Below are 22492 nucleotides of genomic sequence, written 5' to 3' on the forward strand. Positions count from 1 at the left end.
ATCCGGGCACCGGATGCCACTGTGCTGGCTCGCGGCGGCACCGGGCGCGCCTAGACTGCCGCCGGCGGGACCGGTGGACCGCGGTGGCAATGGGGCCGTCGCGGCACCGAGCAGTCGGGGGAGAGCAGCCCCGAAGAGAGGTGTCTGCATCGTGAAGGTCGGAATCCCACGCGAGGTCAAGAACCACGAGTACCGCGTGGCGATCACGCCAGCGGGCGTCAACGAGTTCACCCGCAGCGGTCACCAGGTCTTCGTCGAGTCCGGCGCCGGCGTCGGCTCCAGCATCACCGACGAGGAGTTCGCCGCCGCGGGCGCGAAGATCCTCGGCACCGCCGACGAGGTGTGGGAGACCGCCGAGCTGGTGCTCAAGGTCAAGGAGCCGATCGCCGAGGAGTACCACCGGATGCGCGAGGGGCAGGTGCTCTTCACCTACCTGCACCTGGCCGCCTCCAAGGAGTGCACCGACGCGCTGGTCGACCGCAAGGTCACCGGCATCGCGTACGAGACGGTCGAGCTGCCCGACCGGTCGCTGCCGCTGCTCGCCCCGATGTCCGAGGTGGCCGGCCGGCTCGCCCCGCAGATGGGCGCCTTCTACATGATGCGCACCGGTGGGGGTCGCGGTGTGCTGCCCGGCGGTGTCTCCGGGGTGTACGCGGCCAAGACCGTGGTCATCGGCGCCGGCGTCTCCGGCATGAACGCCGCCGCGATCGCGCTGGGTCTGCAGTCCGAGGTGCTGCTGCTGGACAAGAACGTCGCCCGGCTGCGCTCGGCCGACGCCATCTACCGGGGCCACCTGCAGACCGTCGCGTCCAACGCCTACGAGGTCGAGCGGGCCGTGCTCGACGCCGACCTGGTCATCGGCGCGGTGCTGGTGCCCGGCACGAAGGCGCCGACGCTGATCTCCAACGAGCTGGTCTCCCGGATGAAGCCGGGCAGTGTGCTCGTCGACATCGCCATCGACCAGGGCGGCTGCTTCGAGGACTCGCGCCCCACCACGCACGCCGACCCGGTCTACAAGGTGCACGAGTCGATCTTCTACTGCGTGGCGAACATGCCCGGGGCGGTGCCGAACACCAGCACCTACGCGCTGACCAACGTCACCCTGCCGTACGCCTTGGAGCTGGCCAACCAGGGCTGGCGCGAGGCGCTGCGCAACGACCCGGCGCTGGCGCTGGGCCTGAACACCCACGACGGGCAGGTCACCTACGGCCCGGTCGCCGAGGCGCACGGCATGGACGTGCTCCCGCTGGCCGACGCACTGGCCTGAGCGGTGGCGGCCGAGCGGTAGCGAGCCGAGGGGCAGGGCACTGACCGACGGTGTAGCCGGCGCCGGCGTGGGCGAACAGCCCGCGCCGGCCCTGCGCCGTGCCGTGCGCGGCTACCTCGACCACCTGACCGTCGAACGTGGCCTGTCGGCGAACACGCTCACCTCGTACCGTCGGGATCTGGACCGCTATCTCGACACCCTGGTCGGCGCCGGCGTCACCGACCTCGCGTCGGTCGGCGCCGGCCTGGTCGAGGCGCACCTGGCGCGACTGCGCGCGGGCGACGACGGCCACCCGCCGTTGGCGGTCTCCTCCGCCGCCCGGGCGGCCAGCGCGGTTCGCGGCCTGCACCGCTTCGCGCTGCGTGAGGGGCTGGCCGGCGTCGACCCCAGCCGCGACGTCCGCCCGCCCACCCCGCCGCGTCGGCTGCCCCGGGCCCTGCCGGTCGACGACGTGGTCCGGCTGTTGGACATCGCCGGCCCGATCACCGCCACCGGCGAGGACGCGCCCCTCGCGCTGCGCGACCGGGCGCTGCTGGAGTTCCTGTACGGCACCGGGGCGCGGATCTCCGAGGCGGTCGGTGCCGCCGTGGACGACCTCGACACCGACGAGGGCACCGTTCTGCTGCGTGGCAAGGGCGGCCGGGTCCGGCTGGTGCCGATCGGCGGGTACGCCGTCGACGCCGTCCGCGCGTACCTGGTCCGGGCCCGCCCTTCGCTGGCCGCCTCCGGCCGGGGAACACCGGCGGTGTTCCTCAACGCCCGCGGTGGCGCGCTGTCCCGCCAGGGCGCCTGGGGAATCCTGCGCCGCGCCGCCGAGCGGGCCGGGCTGCCCGTCGACGGGCCCGCCGCCGTCTCCCCGCACACCCTGCGCCACTCGTACGCCACGCATCTGCTCGACGGCGGCGCCGACGTCCGGGTGGTCCAGGAGCTGCTCGGGCACGCATCGGTGACCACCACCCAGGTCTACACGTTGGTCACCGTGGAGCGGCTGCGCGAGGTGTACGCCACCGCGCATCCGCGCGCCCGGGGCTGAACAGGTCGCGGTCGGCTCCGACACGCCGGGCCGGTGCCGAACCCCCTGCTGGTCGGTGGCGTACAGTCGGCATCGGCGCGGACCTCCTGGGGCGACACGACCGGGGTGCGCAGCGGCGCCGCGAAGGACGTCGGACGGCTCCGACGCCGGGTGGGGTCGTCGGGAGGGGGCAACGAGCACATGGCTGGCAACGGTGACCGTGCCGAGACCTGGACGTCGGAGCTCCGCGAGCAGCAGGCCACGCTCGGCGCGGACCTCGGTCCTGCGGACCCGGCTGCCTACACGATGCGCAAGCCCATTCCGGAGCCGATGCCCACCGATCGGCACGGCCCCGCGCGCATCATCGCGATGGCCAACCAGAAGGGTGGCGTCGGTAAGACCACGACCACCATCAACCTGGGCGCGGCGCTCGCGGAATATGGCCGCAAGGTGCTGCTGGTCGACTTCGACCCGCAGGGCGCGCTCTCGGTGGGGTTGGGCGTCAACCCGCACAACCTCGACCTGTCCATCTACAACCTGCTCATGCAGGACGACATCATCGCCGAGGACGTCGTCATCAAGACCGACGTCGCGGGGCTGCACCTGCTGCCGGCCAACATCGACCTCTCCGCCGCCGAGATCCAGCTCGTCAACGAGGTGGCCCGGGAGATGGCCCTGGCGCGGGTGCTGCGCACGGTCCGCAAGGAATACGACTACATCCTGATCGACTGCCAGCCGTCGCTCGGCCTGCTGGCGATCAACGCGCTGACCGTCGCGCACGGCGTGCTCATCCCGCTGGAGTGCGAGTTCTTCAGCCTGCGCGGTGTGGCGCTGCTGCTGGACACCATCGACAAGGTGCGCGAGCGACTCAACTTCGACCTGGAGCTGGAAGGCATCCTCGCCACCATGTACGACAGCCGCACCACGCACTGCCGTCAGGTGTTGCAGCGGGTCGTGGAGGCGTTCGGCGACAAGGTCTACCAGACGGTCATCACCAAGACGGTGAAGTTCCCCGAGTCCACCGTGGCCGGTGCGCCGATCACGACGATGGACCCGGCGTCCTCCGGGGCACGTAACTACCGTCAGCTGGCCCGCGAGGTGATCGCCGCCCAGTCGGAGCGGTAGCCGGAACGCCCGGTGCCCGCCTCGTGGACTACGGTCGTGCGGTGACCGCGCCACCCCTTGACCCGCCCGAGGCCGCTGCCACGGCGGTGGTCGATGGTGTGCCGCCCGCCGACGTGGCTGCCGACCTGCCCGCCGAGCCGGCTTCCACCGGTTTCACGGTGCGGCTGGCCAACTTCACCGGCCCGTTCGATCTGCTGCTGCAACTGATCGGCAAGCACAAGCTCGACGTGACCGAGGTGGCCCTGCACACGGTCACCGACGAGTTCATCGCCTACATCCGGGCCATGGGCGACAACTGGGACCTGGACGAGGCGAGCGAGTTCCTGCTGATCGCCGCGACGCTGCTCGACCTGAAGGCGGCCCGGCTGCTGCCCTCCGCCGAGGTGGAGGACGAGGCCGACCTGGCCCTGCTGGAGGCCCGGGACCTGCTCTTCGCCCGGCTGCTGCAGTACAAGGCGTACAAGGAAGCGGCGGCGTACATCGCCGAGTTGGAGGCCGTCGGCGGCCGGCGGTACCCGCGGGCGGTCAGCCTGGAGGCCCGCTACGCCGACGCGCTGCCCGACCTGGTTCTCGGCATCGGTCCGCAGCGGCTGCTGAAGCTGGCCGTGAAGGCGATGACCCCGAAGCCGGTGCCGGAGGTCTCCATCGCCCACGTGCACATGGTCCGGGTCAGTGTCCGGGAACACGCGGCGATCCTCGCTACCCGGCTGCGCCGGGCCGGCACGGCCACGTTCTCGCTGCTCTGCGCGGACTGTGAGGCGACCCTGGAGGTGGTGGCGCGGTTCCTAGCGCTGCTGGAGCTCTACCGGGAGGGCCTGGTGTCCTTCGTGCAGGAGCAGGCCCTGGAGGAGCTGACCGTTCGCTGGACCGGCCCGGCCGACGGTGACACCGAGGTGCACGTCGACGAGTACGCGGGCAGCCCGGCCGACCCGGAGCCGGTGGCGCAGACCGGGGGACCGGAGGCACCGGAGTTGCCGGGGGAGCGCTCTGGGGTGGACGGGACGGAAACGACGGAGGATGAGCGCGATGAGTGACGAGGATCGCCGGGACTCCCTGGCCGACCAGGCGGCCGCCTGGGTCCCCCCGTGGGAACGCCCCCGTCCGCCCGCCGCGGAACCGGACACCGCAGACGCCGCGTCGGACATCACCGCACCTTCGCCGGCCACGGACGATCTCGCGGCGCAGCCGCCCGTCCAGGAGCCGGTATCCGCAGCGCTCCCGGCCGATCTGGACCGCGCCGAGCCGGACCGCGCCGAATCAGACAGCGCCGAATCAGACAGCGCCGAATCAGACCGCAGCGAGCCGGAGCCCGGCGAGCCGTTCGTGGGGGAGTCGTCCGAGGCTGCGGGCGTACCCCGGCGGCAGGCTGCGGGGCGGCGGCGGGTGACGGCCGCGCCGGAGCCCGCGCCGGAGCTGTCCGACACCGAGTTGCGCGGCGCCCTGGAGGCGATCCTGCTGGTGGTCGACGAGCCGGTCAGCGAGCTGGTCCTGGCCCAGGTGCTGGAGCAGCGGGCGGAACGGGTCGGGCCGGTGCTGGACGAGATCGCCGCCGGCTACACCGCCGCCGGGCACGGGTTCGAGCTGCGCCGGGCGGCCGGCGGGTGGCGGCTGTACACCCGGCCGGAATACGCTACGTACGTTGAGCGGTTCGTGTTGGACGGGCAGTCCGTACGGCTGACCCAGGCGGCGTTGGAGACGCTCGCCGTGGTCGCCTACAAGCAGCCGGTGACCCGTTCGCGAATCTCAGCCATCCGGGGTGTGAACTGCGACGGGGTCATCCGTACGCTGGTCACCCGCGGCCTCGTCGAGGAGTGCGGCACCGAAACGGACAGCGGGGCGTTCCTGTACAAGACCACCACGCTGTTCCTGGAGAAGCTCGGGCTGAACACCGTTGACGAGCTGCCGCCCCTCGCACCCTTCCTGCCCGACGACGTAGAAGAGCTTGCTGATGCGACCCGATAACCGTTCCCCCAAACCCGACGCCCCTGTCTTCGAGGGGGCTGAGCGCCTGCAGAAGGTGCTCGCCGCCGCCGGCGTGGGTTCCCGGCGTGCCTGCGAGGACCTGATCTTCCGCCGCCGGGTCACCGTGGACGGGCGGGTCGCCAAGCTCGGCGACAAGGTCGACCCGGCCACCGCCGTGATCCACGTGGACGGCGAGCGCCTCCAGGTCGACGTCCGCCTGGTCTACGTGGCGATGAACAAGCCGCGCGGGGTGGTCACCACCATGGCAGACGAAAAGGGACGCAACGAGCTGTCCGACTTCATCGGCGCCCGGCTGGAGCAGCGGGTCTACCACGTCGGGCGGCTCGACGCGGACAGCGAGGGCCTGCTGCTGCTCACCAACGACGGCACCCTCGCGCACAAGCTCATGCACCCCTCGTACCAGGTGCTGAAGACCTACCTCGCCGAGGTGGTCGGGCCGATCCCGCGCAACCTGAGCAAGCGGCTGTTGGCCGGGGTCGAGCTGGAGGACGGGCCGGTGAAGGTCGACTCGTTCAAGGTGGTGGACACTCTGGGCAAATCCGCCCAGGTGGAGCTGAGCCTGCACGAGGGGCGCAAGCACATCGTCCGGCGGTTGATGGAGGAGGTCGGCCACCCGGTCACCCGGCTGGTGCGTACCTCGATCGGTCCGATCCGGCTGGGTGACCTGCGCACCGGGCGGATCCGGCGGTTGACGAACGCCGAGGTCGCCGCCCTGTTCAACGCGGTCGGTGACTGACCCCCGAGTTCGGGGTACGGCTGCCGGTAGGCTTCGCAACGGCCGAGACGGCGGCCGCCGGGGTGGCGTGGGTCGCCTCCGGCGGCGTCGCGCGCAGGTCCGCCACGGACCGCGGGCATGATTGATGACGATTGACAAACCGCTTGCGGCGCCAGATCACCGGGCGATCCGTGAGGTACGGGCTGAGGAGGACACGGTGGAGGAAAACGTACGGGCCAGACGATGTGTGGTCGCTGTGGACGGGCCGTCCGGTTCGGGTAAGTCCACCGTGTCGCGGCGGCTCGCCGTCGCGATCGGTGCGCGCTACCTGGACACCGGAGCGATGTACCGGGCGATCACGTTTGCCGTGCTGCGCTCCGGCGTGGATCTCACCGACGCCGCGTCGGTGGCCAAGGTCGCCGGCGAGGTCAAGCTGCACATCGGCACCCACCCGCAGGGGTACGCCGTGACCGTCGACGGCGTGGGTGTGGACGCGGACATCCGCGGGCCGGAGGTAACCGGCGCGGTTTCCGCCGTCGCCGCCGTGCCGGCTGTTCGTGAGCTGCTCGTTACCCGGCAGCGCGAGATGATCGCCAACGTCGGCCGGATCGTCGTCGAGGGTCGGGACATCGGCTCGGTCGTCGCGCCGGACGCGGACCTGAAGGTCTTCCTGACCGCCTCCGAGGAGGCCCGTGCCGCCCGGCGTAGCGCGGAGGACGCCGCTGACGTGGCGGCCACCGCCGCCGACCTGGCGCGACGGGACCGGCTCGACTCGACCCGCAAGGTCAACCCACTGGCGCAGGCGCCCGACGCGGTGGTGCTGGACACCACCGAGCTGGGCATCGATGAGGTCGTGGCGCGGTTGCGCGAGCTGCTCACCGAGCGGGGTGTGGCATGAGTAGCGATGGTGGTGGCTGGGTCGAGCTGCGGGAGCCCGAGGTTGCCGTCGAGGAACCGAGCGGCCCGCAGCCTGTGGTGGCCGTGGTCGGTCGCCCCAACGTGGGTAAGTCCACTCTGGTCAACCGGATCATCGGCCGTCGCCAGGCGGTCGTCGAGGACGTGCCCGGTGTGACCCGGGACCGGGTGCCGTACGACGCGCAGTGGAACGGCCGGGCGTTCACCGTGGTGGACACCGGCGGTTGGGAGCCGGACGCGAAGGACCGCGCCGCGGCCATCGCGGCGCAGGCCGAGACGGCGGTCGTCACCGCCGACGTGGTCCTCTTCGTGGTCGACGCGATGGTGGGCTCCACCGACGTGGACGAGGCCGCGGTGAAGATGCTGCGGCGCAGCGCCAAGCCGGTGATCCTGGTGGCCAACAAGGCTGACAACACCTCCATCGAGATGGAGGCCGTGTCGCTCTGGTCGCTCGGCCTCGGCGAGCCGTTCCCGGTTTCCGCGCTGCACGGGCGAGGCTCCGGCGACCTGCTGGACGCCATCCTCGCCGCGCTGCCGGAAGCCCCGGCGATCATGGAGAACCGACCGCGCGGACCCCGCCGGGTGGCGCTGGTCGGGCGGCCGAACGTGGGCAAGTCCAGCCTGCTCAACCGGTTCTCCGGTGAGGAGCGGGCGGTCGTCGACTCGGTGGCGGGCACCACCGTGGACCCGGTCGACAGCCTCGTCGAGATCGGCGGCCAGACCTGGCAGCTGGTCGACACCGCCGGGTTGCGCAAGCGGGTCGGCAAGGCCAGCGGCACCGAGTACTACGCCAGCCTGCGCACCGCCGGCGCCATCGAGGCCGCCGAGGTGGCCGTGGTGCTGCTGGATTCCAGCGAGCCGATCAGCGAGCAGGACCAGCGGATCCTGTCGATGGTGACCGAGTCGGGCCGGGCGCTGGTCATCGCGTTCAACAAGTGGGACCTGGTCGACGCCGACCGTCGGTACTACCTGGACAAGGAAATCGACCGGGAGCTGCGCCGCATCCCCTGGGCGATCCGCCTGAACCTGTCCGCGATGACCGGCCGTGCGGTGGACAAACTGGCCCCGGCCCTGAACAAGGCGCTCGCCAGCTGGGAAACGCGGGTGCCGACCGCGTACCTCAACCAGTGGCTGACCGCGCTGGTGCAGGCCACCCCGCACCCGGTGCGGGGCGGTCGCGCGCCGCGGATCCTGTTCGCCACGCAGGCCGGCGTGGCGCCGCCGCGGTTCGTGCTCTTCACCACCGGTCCGTTGGACGCCGGATACCAGCGCTTCGTCGAGCGCAAGCTCCGCGAGGAATTCGGGTACGAAGGCAGCCCAATCGAAATCTCGGTTCGCCCCCGCAAGAAGCTCGGCCCCGGCGGCCGGGGCAAGGCGCACGGCTGACCTGCCCCTGTTCTCTCGAAATGCCGGATGGGCGGTCCTCGCCCGTCCGGCATTTCTTCAACCCCACCCTCCTAGGACGCTTTAGGGGGTGTGCGGTGGTTCGGTTAGCTCGCGGCGCGGGTGGGGCCTGTGCGAACGAGCCGGGGCTGCTGCGCTAAGCTGTACCGGCTGTCGCGTTGGGAAACCACGCGAGGGCGGGACGTGGCGCAGCTTGGTAGCGCACTTGACTGGGGGTCAAGGGGTCGTCGGTTCGAATCCGGCCGTCCCGACAAACAAAAAGCCCTGGCCAGCGGAAACGCTGGTCGGGGCTTTAAGTTTGTCTATGGGGTTTTGAACCGCCCCCCGAAAACCCCCCGTTCGAGCGGATGCTGGCCGGGGTCCAGGCCGACGCGGACGCTGCCGGGGACATTGACTGGCTGGTGTCGGTGGACTTCACGATCGTGCGTGCCCACCAGCACGCTGCGGGCGCTAAAGGGGGGCCTGCGAATCGGACGAACCACAAGATCACGCCCTCGGTCGAAGTCGAGGTGGACTGACCACCAAGATTCACCTCGCCTGCGACGGCCTGGGTCGGACCCTGGCGTTCGTGCTTACCGGCGGCAACGTCAACGACTGCAGCCGCTTCACGCACGTCATGGCAGCGATCCGGGTCGAGCGGGCCGGACCCGGCCGACCTCGGGTCCGGCCCGACCATGTCATCGCCGACAAGGGCTACAGCTCCAAGGCCATCCGGGCTGACCTGCGCCGGCGCGGCGTCGGACACACGATCCCTGAGCGCGCCGACCAGCAGGCCAACCGCTACCGACGCGGCAGCCGTGGCGGCCGACCACCGGCGTTCGACAAGCAGCTCTACAAACGGCGCAACGTCGTCGAACGGTGCTTCAACCGGCTCAAGCAGTGCCGCAGCGTGGCGACCCGCTACGACAAGACCGCGACCTCGTTCCAGGCCACAGTCACTATCGCCGCGCTACTCCAATGGTTGTGAGCCTTTGAAGACACGCCCTAGCGCCCACTGCGCGTCGGTTAGGTCCGAGGGGTGCTGCCGCGGCCGAGACACTCGGCCACACTCGCCGCATCGAAGCTGATAGTCATGAAGGCGAGCCGACGACAAACTGAAAACTTCTCAAACACACGCTTACGCCAATCACGTGGACGTGACCTCAGCGGCCAGGCGTATGCCGTCAGCAAGGCGGACTCTGCCTCCCACTGGGCCTTGATCCTGCGGTGTCCGGTCGCCGTGCAACCGCCCGGGAGGCGCAGCGTGGAACAGTCAAGCCCTGCTTTGGTACGGGATTAGAGCACGAATCACCTCGGCCCGTTCGTCAGTGGGCGCCGCCATGGCGAGCCAGTCGCGGCCGTGGCGTTCGCAGGCTGCGACGGCTGACGAGGGCAGGTCAGGCCGGCAAAGAAGCTCGCGGAGAAGGAAATACCGGCGCATCGACGAAAGATGCACCTTCTCTTCCAGCCAGCGCAGAGCACGAGCGACGGTCCCGTCGAGTTCGGTGGGCGTCAGGTCGTCTCGCTCGAGGAGGGAGGTGAGGAGTCCGCCTGCCTTCAGTCCGTTATCGGCCTCTAGGAGGTTCAGCGCGACAGCGATGACTTCACGGCTGTCTTTGGCGGTCAGGTCACGACGGCGGAGCAGGGCGTTGACGAGGAAGCGCTTTTGCTTTAGCCCTACGTGAGCACGGCAGTGGGCGAGCGCCAGCGCAATGATGCGGCGGCTCTGCTCGCCGTTCATGAAGGAACCCCTGTTCAGCATTACCGTGAGGAACTTGGGGTGTAGAGCCTCGTCGACGAGGGTCATGGCCTCGTCGGCCAGTCGGTCCAAATGAACAGGGCTAAGGTCTTCCCGGCCCATGATCGATGTGAGAACCAAACGCCTGAGGTTGCGATCTTGTGCACCGTCCAGCCACCGGAAGGCTTTCTCAGTAATCAGCCGAGCTCGTTCGCCGCGGATGGAGTGGTTCTCAAGGAGCCGGTGAATGATCATGGGATCGGCGTCTGACTCAGGCAAGCTGCTCACATGGGACCACAGGGCGTCTAATGACTCCTCGATGTCCTCACCAGCGAGTAGAGCTTCAATCAAAGGGATTCGGTTTGGCTCGGACGGATTCTGGTCGAGCCACTGGATTCCTGCCTGGCGGGCGGCCTTCCGCTGCTGCTCCGTGAGGGTATGACTCTGTAGAAGTGTGGTGAGGAATGGTGCGCTATTCTCGTAATTGGCTCTGACCCAGTCGAAGGCCCTGTCAATGGCCTTTTCGTAGATCAATTGAGGCAAGCTCGTGCACGCCAGCAGCCGACGCAGCACCTTGTTTGCTTCGGAGCTTCGGCGCGGTGTGAGCCAGGCCAGTGCGCAACGTGCCACCTCCAGCCGTTCGGACGGGGTGGCATCACGCATGAGGAGACCGCTGAGAATCTCGGGTGCGGCCGGCCAGCCTGGATGGTCGCGGACCCACGTCGTCGCGTGGTCTAGGAGGAGTTGTTTCTGCGGATCTGTCAGGTCAGTTCGGGTGAGTAGAGCCCGGATCACGTGATCGGCGTCGGTCTGGCCGGAGCGCCGCGATAGCCAAGACAACGCTTCGGTGACGATGACGTGCGGTGCTCCATCCGAGCGGAGAGCGGCGGCTAGGAACGGCGTGGCCTGCAGACCCGACTCCGCCCGCAAGAGCCACGGGTTGCCGATCTGCGCCCACGACTGCCGAAGTGCCGTGCGCCAAGGATGATCGAGAACCATGGTCAGCAGTGCGCGTTCACCGTTCTTCTCCGAGGTGGAAAGCATCTGACCCAGCCGGTCTCGGTGCCGAAAGATCCACGCTCGGCAGAAGCGTTCCAGGGCCTCGGCCTCGCGATGTCGACCCGGAACTGACAGGTCCGCCATGATCCGTCGAAGGTGGTCGGTGAACAGCGCGAAGGAGCCGCTCTGTCCGCTGACCGCCGCGAAGAGCATCTCTGCCGATGGCTCGTGAATGCTGCGTCCCGGGGGAGGAAGAACTGATTGCAGGAGAAGCTCGTCGGTTACGGTGTCGTGCACTGGCACAAGGTGCCCCTCGACATCGTCCAGCCAGCCCAGCGACAAGAGTGCCTCGACAGCGTGCCGACCGGTATACGGCGACGGATCGCCCGTTGTCAGGAACGCCTCGACCGCAGTCTCGACAGCCTCACGTGGCTGAGGACAGGCGGATATCGCGACCGCGCATGCCAGCTCCTGCACTGTGGGCGCCCGCATGTCCAGTGGTCCTCGCCCGGCAGTGCCTGCGCCGGCGAGCAGGTCGCGCCGGAGCGCATCCTGCAGCCACGGACGCAGCTCAGGCGCGCGTGGCGTGAGAGTGTCGTGTGGTGGGCGTCCGCCAGCGAGACGTTGCTCAATCGCCCGCGCGATGAGCAGGGCGATGATCGGACGCTGTCCACAGGTTGAGGCCATGGCGGACTCACCCCAGTGCAGGACCGCTTTCGGCGCGATCGCGTGGACGATGTGATCGGCGACGACCGAACGGTACATTTGATCATCGCGGAGGACGACTTGGTCGAAGAGCCAGCTGACTCCGCGCTGGTTCAGTCCTTGCAGGGAACCGGGACGTGCGGAGGCAAGGCACGCCACGTGAGTCCCGGACCGCTTGGCCTTCGAGAGGAACTCGTCGGCTAATGCGCGCAGGTCGAGCTGCGGACATGCGTCTAGGTAGTCAAGGACCAGCAGGACTCGGCGATCGCTGGAACCGAGAGCGTCCTCAGCAAGATCCTCCACAATCACCACTGGGCTGGCCATGACATGCAGTACCTGCCAACCCGCGGCGGCGGCCCTCGCTGCGACCTCGAAACAGGTGCGGGTCTTCCCCGCACCTGCGGCACCAGTGACGAGCACTCCGCGAGGTTCCGGGCCAGACAGGCGGGCAAGCAGCCTCACTGGGTCCGCCTCGTGGTCGGGGCCGGGCCCGACGAACGGCAACTCCTCATCAAGCAAGTAGGTGCGCCTGCCGTGTAGGCCGCGAATCATCTGCTCGTGAGGGAGGACTCGGGTCGGCCGTCGCGGCGCATCGACCTTGACGACCATGGCGTTATCGCCGGTGTTGACGATTCCACTGACGTCACCGCCGACAGTCGTTATGCCGTCTACCCCCTGCCGGGGACGCCGCCAGCTCACCGGTTCTGGACGATGGAGACTCCATCGCCGGTGTTGACGATTCCACTCACATCGCCGGTGATGGAGATCGAGTTCGGCTCAGCGGGCCTAGAGCCGGCAACAGTCAGGTACACCTGGGCGATCACGCTGCCAACCAGAATTACGCCGAGCGCCGCCCACCAGGCCGTGGCCCAATGCTGCGTCAGCATGCCTGTAGCGATGTTGACCGCTGCAGCAGCTACGACAGTCATACCGGCGGCTATACCTCGCTTCACGGCAGGGCTCAAGACGCACCCCCAGATGTATGTGGCCCAAACAGCAGTCTTTCAGTTCGATGCCAGGCGTAGGAGCCCGCTAGCCGCCACAATCTGCACCGTCGGCGCCAGCCACCGTCACACCGCTCTCGACCAACGGCCTGCCCGTCCCTGATAGTGAGCTGCGTGGGTCAGCCCTACACCGATGGGGCTGTGGATCTAACAGCCCTGTCTCCGTGTCCGGCGATCTTGGTCGGCTGGGGCACGACTACTGGCCCTTTGCCCGACAGGTTGACGTGTAAGGAGTGAGGGGGCTACAGGGTGTAGCTGCGTGGCTTAGGGTTGCTGCTGCGCGGGGTCGTCGCCCCGGCCTCGGACCTGGGGAGGATGTCGTGCGGCGGGTCGCGGTGGTGTGTGCTGTTGCGGTGCTGTTGAGCGGGTGCGGTGGAGGCTCGTCTGTGCAGCCCTCGAGCGGTAGTGCTCCGGTGGGTGACGACGGTGTGATCGAGCCGACGGGTCAGGTCGGTCTGCCGTCGGGGATCGTGATCTCGAAGGACAACTTCTCCGCTCGCACCAAGGGCTTGCTGGTGTATGACGTCACCACGGGCAGTCTGCTCGCTACTGCGGCGGCACCGGGGGAAGCCGGCGTCAACCGCCGGGAGGCGTTCGACGCGACGATGCATCGCCTGACCTATACCAACGATTGCGAGCTGTATGTGGCGACGCTGACCGGTGGTACCTATGTCCCGTCGGGACGGTGGAAGCCGCCGCAGGCGTTCGGTGAGGCTAAGCAGTGCTTCGATTCCCCGACTTTCGGCGAGGATGGCTGGATCCGAGCCACGGTCGGCGCCACGGTGACTGAGCCTGGCCGGGTGGTGTCCGTCGATCCGGCCCAGCCGGATACGGCTCCGAGGGATGAGGGCGCGGGAAGCGTTCGACAGGAGAAGAAGTTCCGTATCGCCGGCTTGAGCAAGTCTGATGTGCGGGTTTACGTCCGCGGCGGCACGGTCACCGATCTCGTGGTTACCGGGGTCATGCCGGGCGGTGATGTACTCGGGGGCGACTTCTGGTACGACTGCAAGACGCAGGCCGACAAGGCTGCGTTCTTGTGCACTTCTTCCCGCGACGTTTCGCGCCAGTACTACGGCAGCGTCGCTCTGGCTACGGTCGACGTGCCTGCGGGCACGGTGACGGTCAAGCAGGTGGCCCCGGCGAGTAAGGCTTCCCGACCGACGGTCCTGCCCGCGCCCGACAGAAAACGGGTGGCGATCAACGACTCCACTGGCTGGTACACCACGAGCCTCGATGGTGCTTCAAGCCCAGCCCGCCAGCCCTTCAGTGATCAGCAGAATCTCGGCGACATCCTCTTCTGGGCCTGAAGCACTCCTCGGAGATCGTGACCCGGCTGGCCCGCGACGTCAACCAGCCGGGGCCTGTTGTCTCGGCCTGTTCGATGGTGTCGCCCCGATCGGCCGTGCAGTTGCGCGGGAAGGGTATCGGCAGTTGGGGCGTGCCACACGGTAGTCCCGGGCACCAGGTCAACTACCGCTGGAGCAGTCTGTCCGCGTGTCCCTTGTGTGAGGCCGCCTCCTCGTGCACTTCGATCATGATTGTTGCCACCAGCCCCGGGGAGGAGCCGTGGGACATGGACTGGTCGTGGCCGGTCGCCGTTGACGGTTGTACTGGCTGAGGAAGGGCTGCCAGAGGTTCGTCAGTACGCATGCCATGAGGCGGGCCGCGGCGCGGTGGCAGGGCTAGCGGGGGCGGTCAGACCTGGCGGGATTCTGTGAGGGACCCCCGTTTACCCCCCGAAAACCCCGCCCAACCGTTGACGAAGAGTGACAAGGAGCGACGAGCGAATGGCGGTGTCTCAGCAGCTCAGCGACCACTTTCGGCAGGCAATGACAAGCTTGGTTCGACTACTGTCGGTAACAAGGGGTTTTGACAAGCAATGACAAGCCTTGAACGAGGCTCGACAAGACGCTGTCGTGGGTTCGAATTTCCTCGCTCCCGGCAGCGCCTGGCCCTGAACCGGGACTGTGCTGGTTGTGCGGCCTACTGGTGAGCGAATCTATGCGCTGAACTGCACCGGTTTGTTCCGGTGTGGAAGCTTCGGGGCGTTCGGAGCTGGTGCGATGACCGGCCGGTGCGTCCAATGCCTGAGGGCTGCTGCACTCGACCGGGGAGGGCTTGGGTATCGGCGCCGAGGCAAGCGGGGCGACGTCGGCGACTGTGGCGCGGTGTCCACTGTGGCGCAGTTGGACGGGGCTTCGTGCCGCACGCCGGGCGGGCGGCCTGGGTAGGCAAGCATCGGCCCCTCGAGGTCCTACAGCGGCTCGCCGCCGCCGATGGGGCGATCGTCACTTGAGGAGGCGACTGTAGCAAGGGCGCATCCGCACTGCACCACCCCGGGTCGGGACGTCACCCTGCAGCCGATCGGTCGACCGTCTGTGGAATCGCCGACGTGGCACGTCCCCAGGTCGGACACGATTGTCCTGGTTAGCGGGCGTAAGGGGTCTGTTACCCAAAACGAGACTCTCTTGTGACATGCGCCACATCTACTACTCTTGGTCATGCAGAAAGCTCAGATCGTGGTCGTAACGGCGAGTGATCTCTGCACTTCGTGCGGCGTGGGCTGGTGGTCGGAGGCTCTAGGCGGATCTCTCGCCTTCAGCGGCCTCGGGGCGGCGTACACCGCGCATCTTCCGCAGCTCCTCACGTTGGCTTACCGTCTGCCAGGTCAATACGGATCTTGGGATGACGGGGGACATCAGAGTGTCCGATGGTGATTGCCTCTATGGCAGTGATCCGAGCGGCGGCCAGAAGCCACAGCGTCGAGCTATTAGCAGGTTCATGCTGCTCACGACCATGGTGGTGGCGGGCTGCGTCGCTATTTTCGGTTCGCCGTCAACATTGGACTCGATGATGCCGGTGGCTGAACTTGACGACGGCCGCGCGGTGTTGGGACGAGAACAGGCTTCCGACCTCGCGCGTAGCTCCGCCACAAGAGTCCGCGTCGATGAGCTGACTTCGGAGACCACCGAGGTTTGGGCGCTGCCAGAGGGCGGATTCGAGGCCGTGCTGAGTGCGGGGCCCGTCCGAGTGCGGCGTGACGGCGGGTGGGTGCCGGTGGACCTAACGCTCGTTAAAGACCCGTCCGACGATTCTGTCCGGACTGTGGCTGACGCCAACGAGATCTGGCTGTCCGGCGCGAAGCCAACCGGATCGCACGAGTTGGTGAGCGTGGGAACTGGGGGGAACCGGGTCTCGCTCGGTTGGACCGGCGCGCTCCCGGAACCGGTGCTCGACGGTAGCCGCGCTACCTACCGCGAGGCCATTCCTGGGGTCGATCTCGAGGTCGACGTCACTCGTGGCGGCGTGGAGACCTTCCTCGTGGTCAAGAGCCCGGCAGCAGCAGAGCGAGTAGGCGAAGTGAGCTTCGCGGTTGGTGGGCCGAATGCGTCAGCCCTCAGCCGGGATGCCTTTGGCAACACACAGATTCTCGATAAGGCAGGCCGAATCGTAGCCCGCTCCCCGGCACCAGAGATGTGGGACGCCGCGCGGGACCCGGGTACCCACGAGCCGACCAGGAAGACGGTGGTGGAGACACCTGAGCTGCGTTCTCTAACCAGAACTGATAGCGAAGAGTCGCTTCAACTGCGTCTTACCCCTGACCTGGACTGGATGCGAGACCCGGCGACAGAGTGGCCAGTGACCATCGACCCGCAAATCAACCCGGTCAGCACCACCTTCGATACCTACGTCATGGAGGGTGACCTCACCGAAAACGGCGGTGCGAAAGACTACGAACTCGGTCTTCTCTCCGGCGAAATCACCCGGACGCTGGCCCGATGGGACACGACCGCACTGGTCGGCACACAGGTAACCTCGGCGACAGTGAATTTCTGGAGCTGGTGGTCGAACACCTGCGCCGCCAAAAGTTGGGAGCTGTGGACTACCGGCCCCATCGCCGACGGCATCCTCTGGTCAAACCAGCCGGCCTGGAACAACCGCGAGGCCACCAGTACGACAACCAAGGGATTCGACTCCACCTGCGCTGACGCGTGGGTGTCCATCTCTGGGACAAGCTTCTTCCAGCGTGCTGCCGCCGTCGGCGATACCCGTGCGGACATGGGGCTGCGCGCCACTGACGAGACTGATGGCAACGCCTTCAAGCAGTTCCGTTCCCGCAACGCCACCGACGCGGGGCAGGTGCCATACGCGGTGGTGAACTACAACTCTTACCCGACAGTCGGTAGCCGGTCGACGGTTCCGGCCACGAGCTGCGTCACTGGCGCCAGCCGCCCGACGATGAACGTCGTCACGCCCCAGCTTTCCTCGGTGATCGGTGATCCCGACGGTGGAACGGTCAAGGCAGAGTTCGAGTGGTGGGCCGTAGGCGGCACCACGAAGATCGGCTCAGCCGTCACGGCACTTGCCTCCACCGGTTCGACGTTCACGACGACGGTACCTACGGGCACATTCGCCGAAGGCAGCAGCTACCAATGGCGTGTCCGAGGTAACGACGGACTGCTGAACGGCGCCTGGTCGTCGTTCTGCGAGTTCACAGTGATCATAATGGCGCCGCCGGTAGCAGGCTGCAGCAAGAGCGTTGACGGCGACGTCAATGGTGACGGCGCAAAGGACGTTGTTGTCGGTGACCCGCAGGCGACGGTCAATGGCCAGGCCTCTGCTGGGGCGCTTTACGTTCTCGACGGTGTGAGCGGCACCGCCACCACCGTCACGCAGGATGCGGCTGAGGTTCCCGGCACCTCGGAGGCCGGTGACCAATTTGGACATACGTTGTCGGTATACGACGCCAATCTCGATGGCTGCGCCGACATAGCGGTCGGGTCCCCATACGAGGACAACGGGACAGCCATCGACGCGGGCGAGGTGCAACTTTTATTTGGCTCGCCGGCCGGCCTGGGCAAGAGCCCCACCGCTACGGCGATCATGTGGACCCAGGGGGTGAACGGTGTACCGGGCACCTCCATGAAGGAGGATCTGTTCGGCTTCTCCCTCGCCAGCGGCCGGACCGCGGCAGGTGAGCCCTTCCTCGTCGTCGGCGCGCCTGGGGACGACGTCAGCGGCAAGCTCGACGCTGGCACCGTGACCTACCTGCGTGGCAGCATCAAGATCGCATTCGACCAGAGCTCGATCGGCAACATCGGCGGAGGAGCGGAGCAGGACGATCGCGGCGGCTGGGCACTCGCGGCCACCCCGTACCACTTCGCGGTGGCGTACCCCGGCCAGAGGGGCAGCGCTGGAACGGCCGGCGTGTTCTCCGGACGGGTCTGCGTCTTTACCCACATCCTGACCTCTAACTTGCCAGGGGTCGTGGGTTGCGTGGACCAGGACAGCAGCGGCGTCAGCGACGCCATGGAATCCGGCGACACCTTCGGGAAGTCTGTCGCGATGGCCTCCTACTGGCCGACTGGGGACTCGATCTTGGCCGTCGGCGTGCCCGGCGAGGACGCCGTCGGTGGGTCCGATGTTGGCTTGGTGCACCAGTTCCGGGTATCAGGCACGACCATCTCGCAGCTGGCAGCAATCGATCAAAACACTGCCTTCATCGCTGACACCAACGAACCTGGGGACCTTTTCGGCGAAAAAACTAGCCTCGTCAATACGAATCCGCTAGTCGCACCAACTGCCCAGACACTCTTAATTGCCGTCGGCGCTCCGGGCGAGGACTACGGTGCGGTCATCGACGCCGGCAACGTTCACGTCTTCGCCGCTGGTACTGCCAGCCCCACTGCCGACACTCTGATCGAGCGGGCGGCCGGAAAGCTTCCTGGCAGCCCGGGTAAGCGCGAGCTGCTCGGCTTCGGCGGCGGCGGCTCCGCGAGCGCGTTGTACGTGTCCTCCCCATACGCCAACCGTGCTGTCTGGACGCTGCCCTGGTCAGCTCTGGCGGCAGGTAGCGCTGCTCCGGCGCGGACTTGGCAGCCGGGCATGAACGGAGCGCCGGCCGGCGCCGTCGCCTTCGGCGAGCAGGTCGGGTGATGGCCATGGAAGACCTTCGCAGGGAACCTTGGAAAGGCGATCGGGTGGGAACGGGTCAGGAAAATGCTGGGTTACGTCGCTCGCGGACACGACTCGGCGTGCTGGCGTTGGCGGTAGCGTTGGTTACCACGGCGATGTGGCTCGACGTCGACAGCCACGACACCCAGCTGCAGGCATTGGGGCCTTCGGGCGAGTCAAGCCCCGCAGCTCCGTGGACCGAGTCGCAGGCGCGCATCGAGGCCCAGAAAGCGGGCAAGCCGATCGAGGTGCGTTCGGCGGCAGCCGAGCGCGAGGTCACCTACGCCAATCCGGATGGCTCGTTCACGCACGATTCCCACGCTCAGCCCTTCCGAACACGGCAAGGCGGCAAGTGGGTGCCTATTGACGTCACGCTGGTCCGTCAGAACGACGGCAGTGTCGGACCGAAGGCCGCCGTGACGGCGATGCGCTTCTCCGGCGGAGGCAGGGGCGTTCCGCTGGCCACTATTTCCCGTGCAGGGCGGGTCATGAACCTGTCATGGCCAGGGGATTTGCCGCGCCCCACGCTGTCCGGTGCCTCCGCCATCTATCACGACGTGTTGCCCGACGTGGACCTAGTGGTCCACGTTTCCGCCACCAGCTTCAGTCACGTCCTCGTGGTGAAGACGCCTGGGGCGGCTGCCCTACCTCGGGTGAAGACCTTGTCGTACGGGCTGTCCGGAACGAACCTGCGTTTCAGCGCTAGCCAGGATGGACGCCTCACCGCGGCCGATATCGGCTCGGGTCAGCCGGTCTTCGAGGCGCCGACACCGACGATGTGGGACGCCGGCGATCCCGGTGAAGCAGCCGCTGACAGCGGCGACTTCGATGCCTCCCGGTCGGCGCCGGAGACTGCCCGCCGGGCCGAGCTAGGCGTGCAGGTCATCGGATCCGTTTTGCGGCTCAACCCAGACCCCGCGCTGCTGGCCGACCCGCAGGCACGGTTCCCGCTCTACATTGACCCGTACACCAGTCCCACCTCGAACACATCCTGGACGATGGTCGACTCCGGCTACCCGAACGAGGAGTACTGGAAATTCTCCGGTGACCAACGGCTCGGTCTATGTCCGACTGATGGAAGTATCTGTAATAGTTCGAAAGTGAAGCGGCTGTTCTTCACCCTGCCGACGCCGTACCAGGACGACCGGATCATCGTCTCCAGTGCCACCTTTAAGATCACGATGATTCATGCCTACGACAGCACCGCCCGTAACGTGTCGCTGTACCGCACCGGCGCGATATCTTCGGCGACCAACTGGAGCAATCAACCCGGCGGTTCCTCCTGGACAGGTGCTACCAAGCAAGACACTCGCAGCCCTACCGTGACACAGGGATCGTGCACGTCTACCAACCAAAACGTGACCTTCACCGCTACGCAGGCGGCGCAGGCTGCAGCTTCCGGTAACTGGCCAACTGCCACCTTCGGTCTGAAGGCGGACAGCGAGTCGGACTACCACTACGTCAAGCGCTTCTGCGGCAACGCCGTCCTGTCGGTAACGTACAACCGAGCACCCGCCGCGCCCACCAATCTGTCGACGAACCCCGGCGGTGCCTGCAAGACCGGCACGCCCTCCATCTCCTGGTACGTCTCCAGCGTGCCAAAGCTGTCGGCGTACCTGGCGGACCCCGACAGCGGTGACGCCGAGCCTCTTAACGCCAAGTTCACGGTCACCTGGACGCCGATCGGCGGCACTCTTCAGACGAAGTCGTGGACGTCCCTGGCGAAGGCAAACAAATCGACGTTCGATTACAACCTCGCGGACGCGACGACGGGAGTGCCGAACTTACCCGAGCAGGTCGTCGTCTCCTGGTACGTCGAGGCCTACGACGGCAGCTCTTGGAGCGGCAAGAGCCCCACCTGCGGCTTCAAACTGGACAAGTCGAAGCCCGCCGGCCCGGACATCGATTCAGTCGAGTTCCTGCCGTCCGAGGCGACGGACACCGGTCCGGGGTGCGTGGAGAGCGGCGAGTGGCTCGACGGCCTCGGCCGATATGGAGGGTTCACCTTCGACTCCGCGGCCACCGACGTGGTCTCGTACAAGTACGGCTTCGACATCGACCCGCTACCGACGAACACGCTGAACCCGACAACGCTCGGCGGCCCGGTCAGTCTGACTTGGATGCCCCTTACTGAGGCGCCGCACTTCGTGACGGTCATCGCGGTCGACGCTGCCGGCAAGGAGAGTGACACCTCCATCTGCCACTTCAACATCGCCAGCGGTCCTGCCGCCGGGCAGTGGAACCTCGCCGACGCGGCAGGCACCACCGAGGCCGCCGATGAGCGCGGGATCAACCCGGCCACCGCCGGCCGCGGCGTGACGTTCGCACAACCGGGCCCGGGTGGCGGTGCCCACCCCGCGGTCCAGCTTGACGGCAATGCCGAGGGATGGCTGGCGACGTCCACTACGGGGCTGCTGGACACATCAAAGGAGTTCGCAGTCTCTGCGTGGGTCAAGGCGGATGATCTCACCCGTCCGCAGGCGGCCGTCTCGCAGGACGGGACCGGCCAGCCAGGCTTTTACCTCGGCTACGAACCGAACGGAAGCCATTGGCGATTCGGAATTCCAACCACCGACGTGCAGGGCTTAGGCGTTTGGGAGGTGACCAGCACTCAGCAGGTCACCCCATCAACGGGGTGGACCCACCTGGTTGGGCTCTTCGACCCGGTAAAAGACACCGTCTCTCTGTACGTGAACGGGAACCTGTCAGCGACCGCGGCCGCGACGGGCCAATGGGCGTCGCACGGCAACGTCCAGTTGGGCCGACGGACTGAGCGAGCCGGCTTCACCTGGGCCTGGCGTGGTGGACTCGCCGATGTCGCTGTCTACGACCGGATGTTGGGCGGCGCCGAAATCAAGGCGTTGGCAGCCCCCCGTCTGCAGCGGCAGGTGTACTGGTCGCTGGACGGCGGCGACGTCCCAGACGACAACCCAAACGTGACCGTCAGCCCGGAGACAGTCAACGATAGCGCCGAGCCCGATTCGAACCGCAGCCTCACCCTCTACAACGGCGCATCACTGATGGTGCCCGACCCGGAGGACATCTTCGCCGAACCGGCGCTAGTGGGCGCGGGACACATGGTGCTCGACGGCGTATCCGCGTACGCGGCGTCGCCCACCGCGCTGGTGGGGCAAACCCGCAGCTTTTCCGTCGCCGTTCGAGCGAAGCTCGCCGCCTCGTGCGCCGGTGATCAGGTGGTGCTGTCCCAGCCGGGCGCGAAGGTGAGCCGCTTCCTATTGCGGTGCGTGACGGTCAACGGGCAGATGCGCTGGCAGTTGAACCTTCTTGACAACGACGCGGTTAACGGCTCCGGCACCGTGCTAGTTGACGACGTCCACCTGCCCGACCCGGATGACACGGATGGGCAGCACCTGGTGGTCACGTACAACGCCTTCACCGACGACGTGTTCCTCTACGTCGACGGCGAGCTCGCACTCAGCGCCCAAGGCACCAATGTCGGCACCTGGAACGGCCCGGACAACGGGGTGCAGGTTGGCCGGGCGCTCCTCGATGGCAGCCAACAAAGTCCAGTCTACGGCGGCTACTTCTCTGGCCTCATTGACGAGGTCCGCGTCTACAGCGGAGTCCTCGACCCAACCACCGTTATACGTCTGGCCAGCACGACCGCCCAATCCGACCTCTGACGCACCCATCCATCGGTCGGCGCCCTCACTTAGGGCGCCGACCGATC

The 22492-nt window shown here is 67.4% G+C and carries 13 protein-coding genes, 1 tRNA gene and 1 pseudogene; 13 read left to right on the plus strand and 2 right to left on the minus strand.

The annotated features are described in order from the left end of the window. Window positions 1-151: 151 nt before the first annotated feature. The 10 genes and pseudogenes from ald to KBX46_RS30985 all read left to right on the plus strand — a co-directional run. Window positions 152-1267, plus strand: coding sequence for an alanine dehydrogenase (gene ald / locus KBX46_RS30940; protein ID WP_088947530.1), 1116 nt, complete (start codon window positions 152-154; stop codon window positions 1265-1267). Window positions 1268-1334: 67 nt separating this feature from the next. After that, window positions 1335-2300, plus strand: a complete 966-nt coding sequence (locus KBX46_RS30945) for a site-specific tyrosine recombinase XerD (RefSeq protein ID WP_210795507.1) — start codon at window positions 1335-1337, stop codon at window positions 2298-2300. 180 nt (window positions 2301-2480) lie between these two features. Beyond that, the gene (locus tag KBX46_RS30950) at window positions 2481-3404 is read left to right on the plus strand and encodes a ParA family protein (RefSeq protein ID WP_030487987.1); all 924 of its coding nucleotides are present in this window, start codon (window positions 2481-2483) and stop codon (window positions 3402-3404) included. A gap of 41 nt (window positions 3405-3445) precedes the next feature. Then, on the plus strand, window positions 3446-4438 hold the full coding sequence (locus KBX46_RS30955; RefSeq protein ID WP_374225042.1) for a ScpA family protein: 993 nt from the start codon (window positions 3446-3448) through the stop codon (window positions 4436-4438). Further along, the gene (scpB, locus tag KBX46_RS30960) at window positions 4431-5366 is read left to right on the plus strand and encodes an SMC-Scp complex subunit ScpB (RefSeq protein WP_210795511.1); all 936 of its coding nucleotides are present in this window, start codon (window positions 4431-4433) and stop codon (window positions 5364-5366) included. Before KBX46_RS30955 ends, scpB begins: the two co-directional genes overlap by 8 nt. Continuing rightward, window positions 5353-6123: a pseudouridine synthase gene (locus KBX46_RS30965; protein WP_179778442.1), complete on the plus strand. Its 771-nt coding sequence runs from the start codon at window positions 5353-5355 to the stop codon at window positions 6121-6123. Before scpB ends, KBX46_RS30965 begins: the two co-directional genes overlap by 14 nt. Window positions 6124-6319: 196 nt before the next feature. After that, on the plus strand, window positions 6320-7000 hold the full coding sequence (cmk, locus tag KBX46_RS30970) for a (d)CMP kinase (protein WP_210795513.1): 681 nt from the start codon (window positions 6320-6322) through the stop codon (window positions 6998-7000). Continuing rightward, complete coding sequence (gene der / locus KBX46_RS30975; RefSeq protein ID WP_247668478.1) at window positions 6997-8403, plus strand: ribosome biogenesis GTPase Der; 1407 nt, start codon at window positions 6997-6999, stop codon at window positions 8401-8403. The genes cmk and der overlap by 4 nt, the downstream gene beginning before the upstream one ends. A 195-nt stretch (window positions 8404-8598) precedes the next feature. Then, window positions 8599-8672: transfer RNA gene (locus KBX46_RS30980), tRNA-Pro, on the plus strand. 87 nt (window positions 8673-8759) lie between these two features. Next, window positions 8760-9388, plus strand: a pseudogene (locus KBX46_RS30985) (IS5 family transposase); the annotation flags it as partial. A gap of 285 nt (window positions 9389-9673) precedes the next feature. Here the strand turns inward: KBX46_RS30985 and KBX46_RS30990 are convergent. Together KBX46_RS30990 and KBX46_RS30995 are read right to left on the minus strand one after the other, a co-directional pair. Continuing rightward, on the minus strand, window positions 9674-12541 hold the full coding sequence (locus KBX46_RS30990) for a hypothetical protein (protein ID WP_210795515.1): 2868 nt from the start codon (window positions 12539-12541) through the stop codon (window positions 9674-9676). Continuing rightward, window positions 12538-12729 carry a hypothetical protein gene (locus KBX46_RS30995; protein ID WP_210795517.1) on the minus strand — a complete coding sequence of 64 codons (192 nt, stop codon included), beginning with the start codon at window positions 12727-12729 and terminating at the stop codon, window positions 12538-12540. The genes KBX46_RS30990 and KBX46_RS30995 overlap by 4 nt, the downstream gene beginning before the upstream one ends. A gap of 530 nt (window positions 12730-13259) precedes the next feature. On the opposite strand from KBX46_RS30995, the gene KBX46_RS31000 reads away from it, so the two are divergent. The 3 genes from KBX46_RS31000 to KBX46_RS31010 all read left to right on the plus strand — a co-directional run bounded on the left by KBX46_RS31000 (window position 13260) and on the right by KBX46_RS31010 (window position 22445). Next, window positions 13260-14153 carry a hypothetical protein gene (locus KBX46_RS31000; RefSeq protein ID WP_210795519.1) on the plus strand — a complete coding sequence of 298 codons (894 nt, stop codon included), beginning with the start codon at window positions 13260-13262 and terminating at the stop codon, window positions 14151-14153. A 1474-nt stretch (window positions 14154-15627) separates the two neighbouring features. Then, window positions 15628-18783 (plus strand): integrin alpha, encoded by a 3156-nt coding sequence (locus tag KBX46_RS31005; protein WP_210795521.1) that lies wholly within the window; start codon window positions 15628-15630, stop codon window positions 18781-18783. After that, entirely contained in the window at window positions 18783-22445 is a 3663-nt protein-coding gene (locus KBX46_RS31010; RefSeq protein WP_210795522.1) for a LamG domain-containing protein, read from the plus strand. The genes KBX46_RS31005 and KBX46_RS31010 overlap by 1 nt, the downstream gene beginning before the upstream one ends. The last annotated feature ends 47 nt before the right edge of the window (window positions 22446-22492 follow it).

It is taken from the genome of Micromonospora sp. C81, assembly GCF_018070425.1.
Lineage (GTDB): Bacteria > Actinomycetota > Actinomycetes > Mycobacteriales > Micromonosporaceae > Micromonospora > Micromonospora zamorensis.

Excerpts from the sequence above, each read along its gene's own strand:
- KBX46_RS30950 (WP_030487987.1), top strand. The coding sequence starts at position 2,481 with ATGGCTGGCAACGGTGACCGTGCCGAGACCTGGACGTCGGAGCTCCGC.
- scpB (WP_210795511.1), top strand. The coding sequence starts at position 4,431 with ATGAGTGACGAGGATCGCCGGGACTCCCTGGCCGACCAGGCGGCCGCC.
- der (WP_247668478.1), top strand. The coding sequence starts at position 6,997 with ATGAGTAGCGATGGTGGTGGCTGGGTCGAGCTGCGGGAGCCCGAGGTT.
- KBX46_RS30995 (WP_210795517.1), bottom strand. The coding sequence starts at position 12,729 with ATGCTGACGCAGCATTGGGCCACGGCCTGGTGGGCGGCGCTCGGCGTA.
- KBX46_RS30965 (WP_179778442.1), top strand. The coding sequence starts at position 5,353 with ATGCGACCCGATAACCGTTCCCCCAAACCCGACGCCCCTGTCTTCGAG.
- KBX46_RS31010 (WP_210795522.1), top strand. The coding sequence starts at position 18,783 with ATGGCCATGGAAGACCTTCGCAGGGAACCTTGGAAAGGCGATCGGGTG.
- KBX46_RS31005 (WP_210795521.1), top strand. The coding sequence starts at position 15,628 with ATGCTGCTCACGACCATGGTGGTGGCGGGCTGCGTCGCTATTTTCGGT.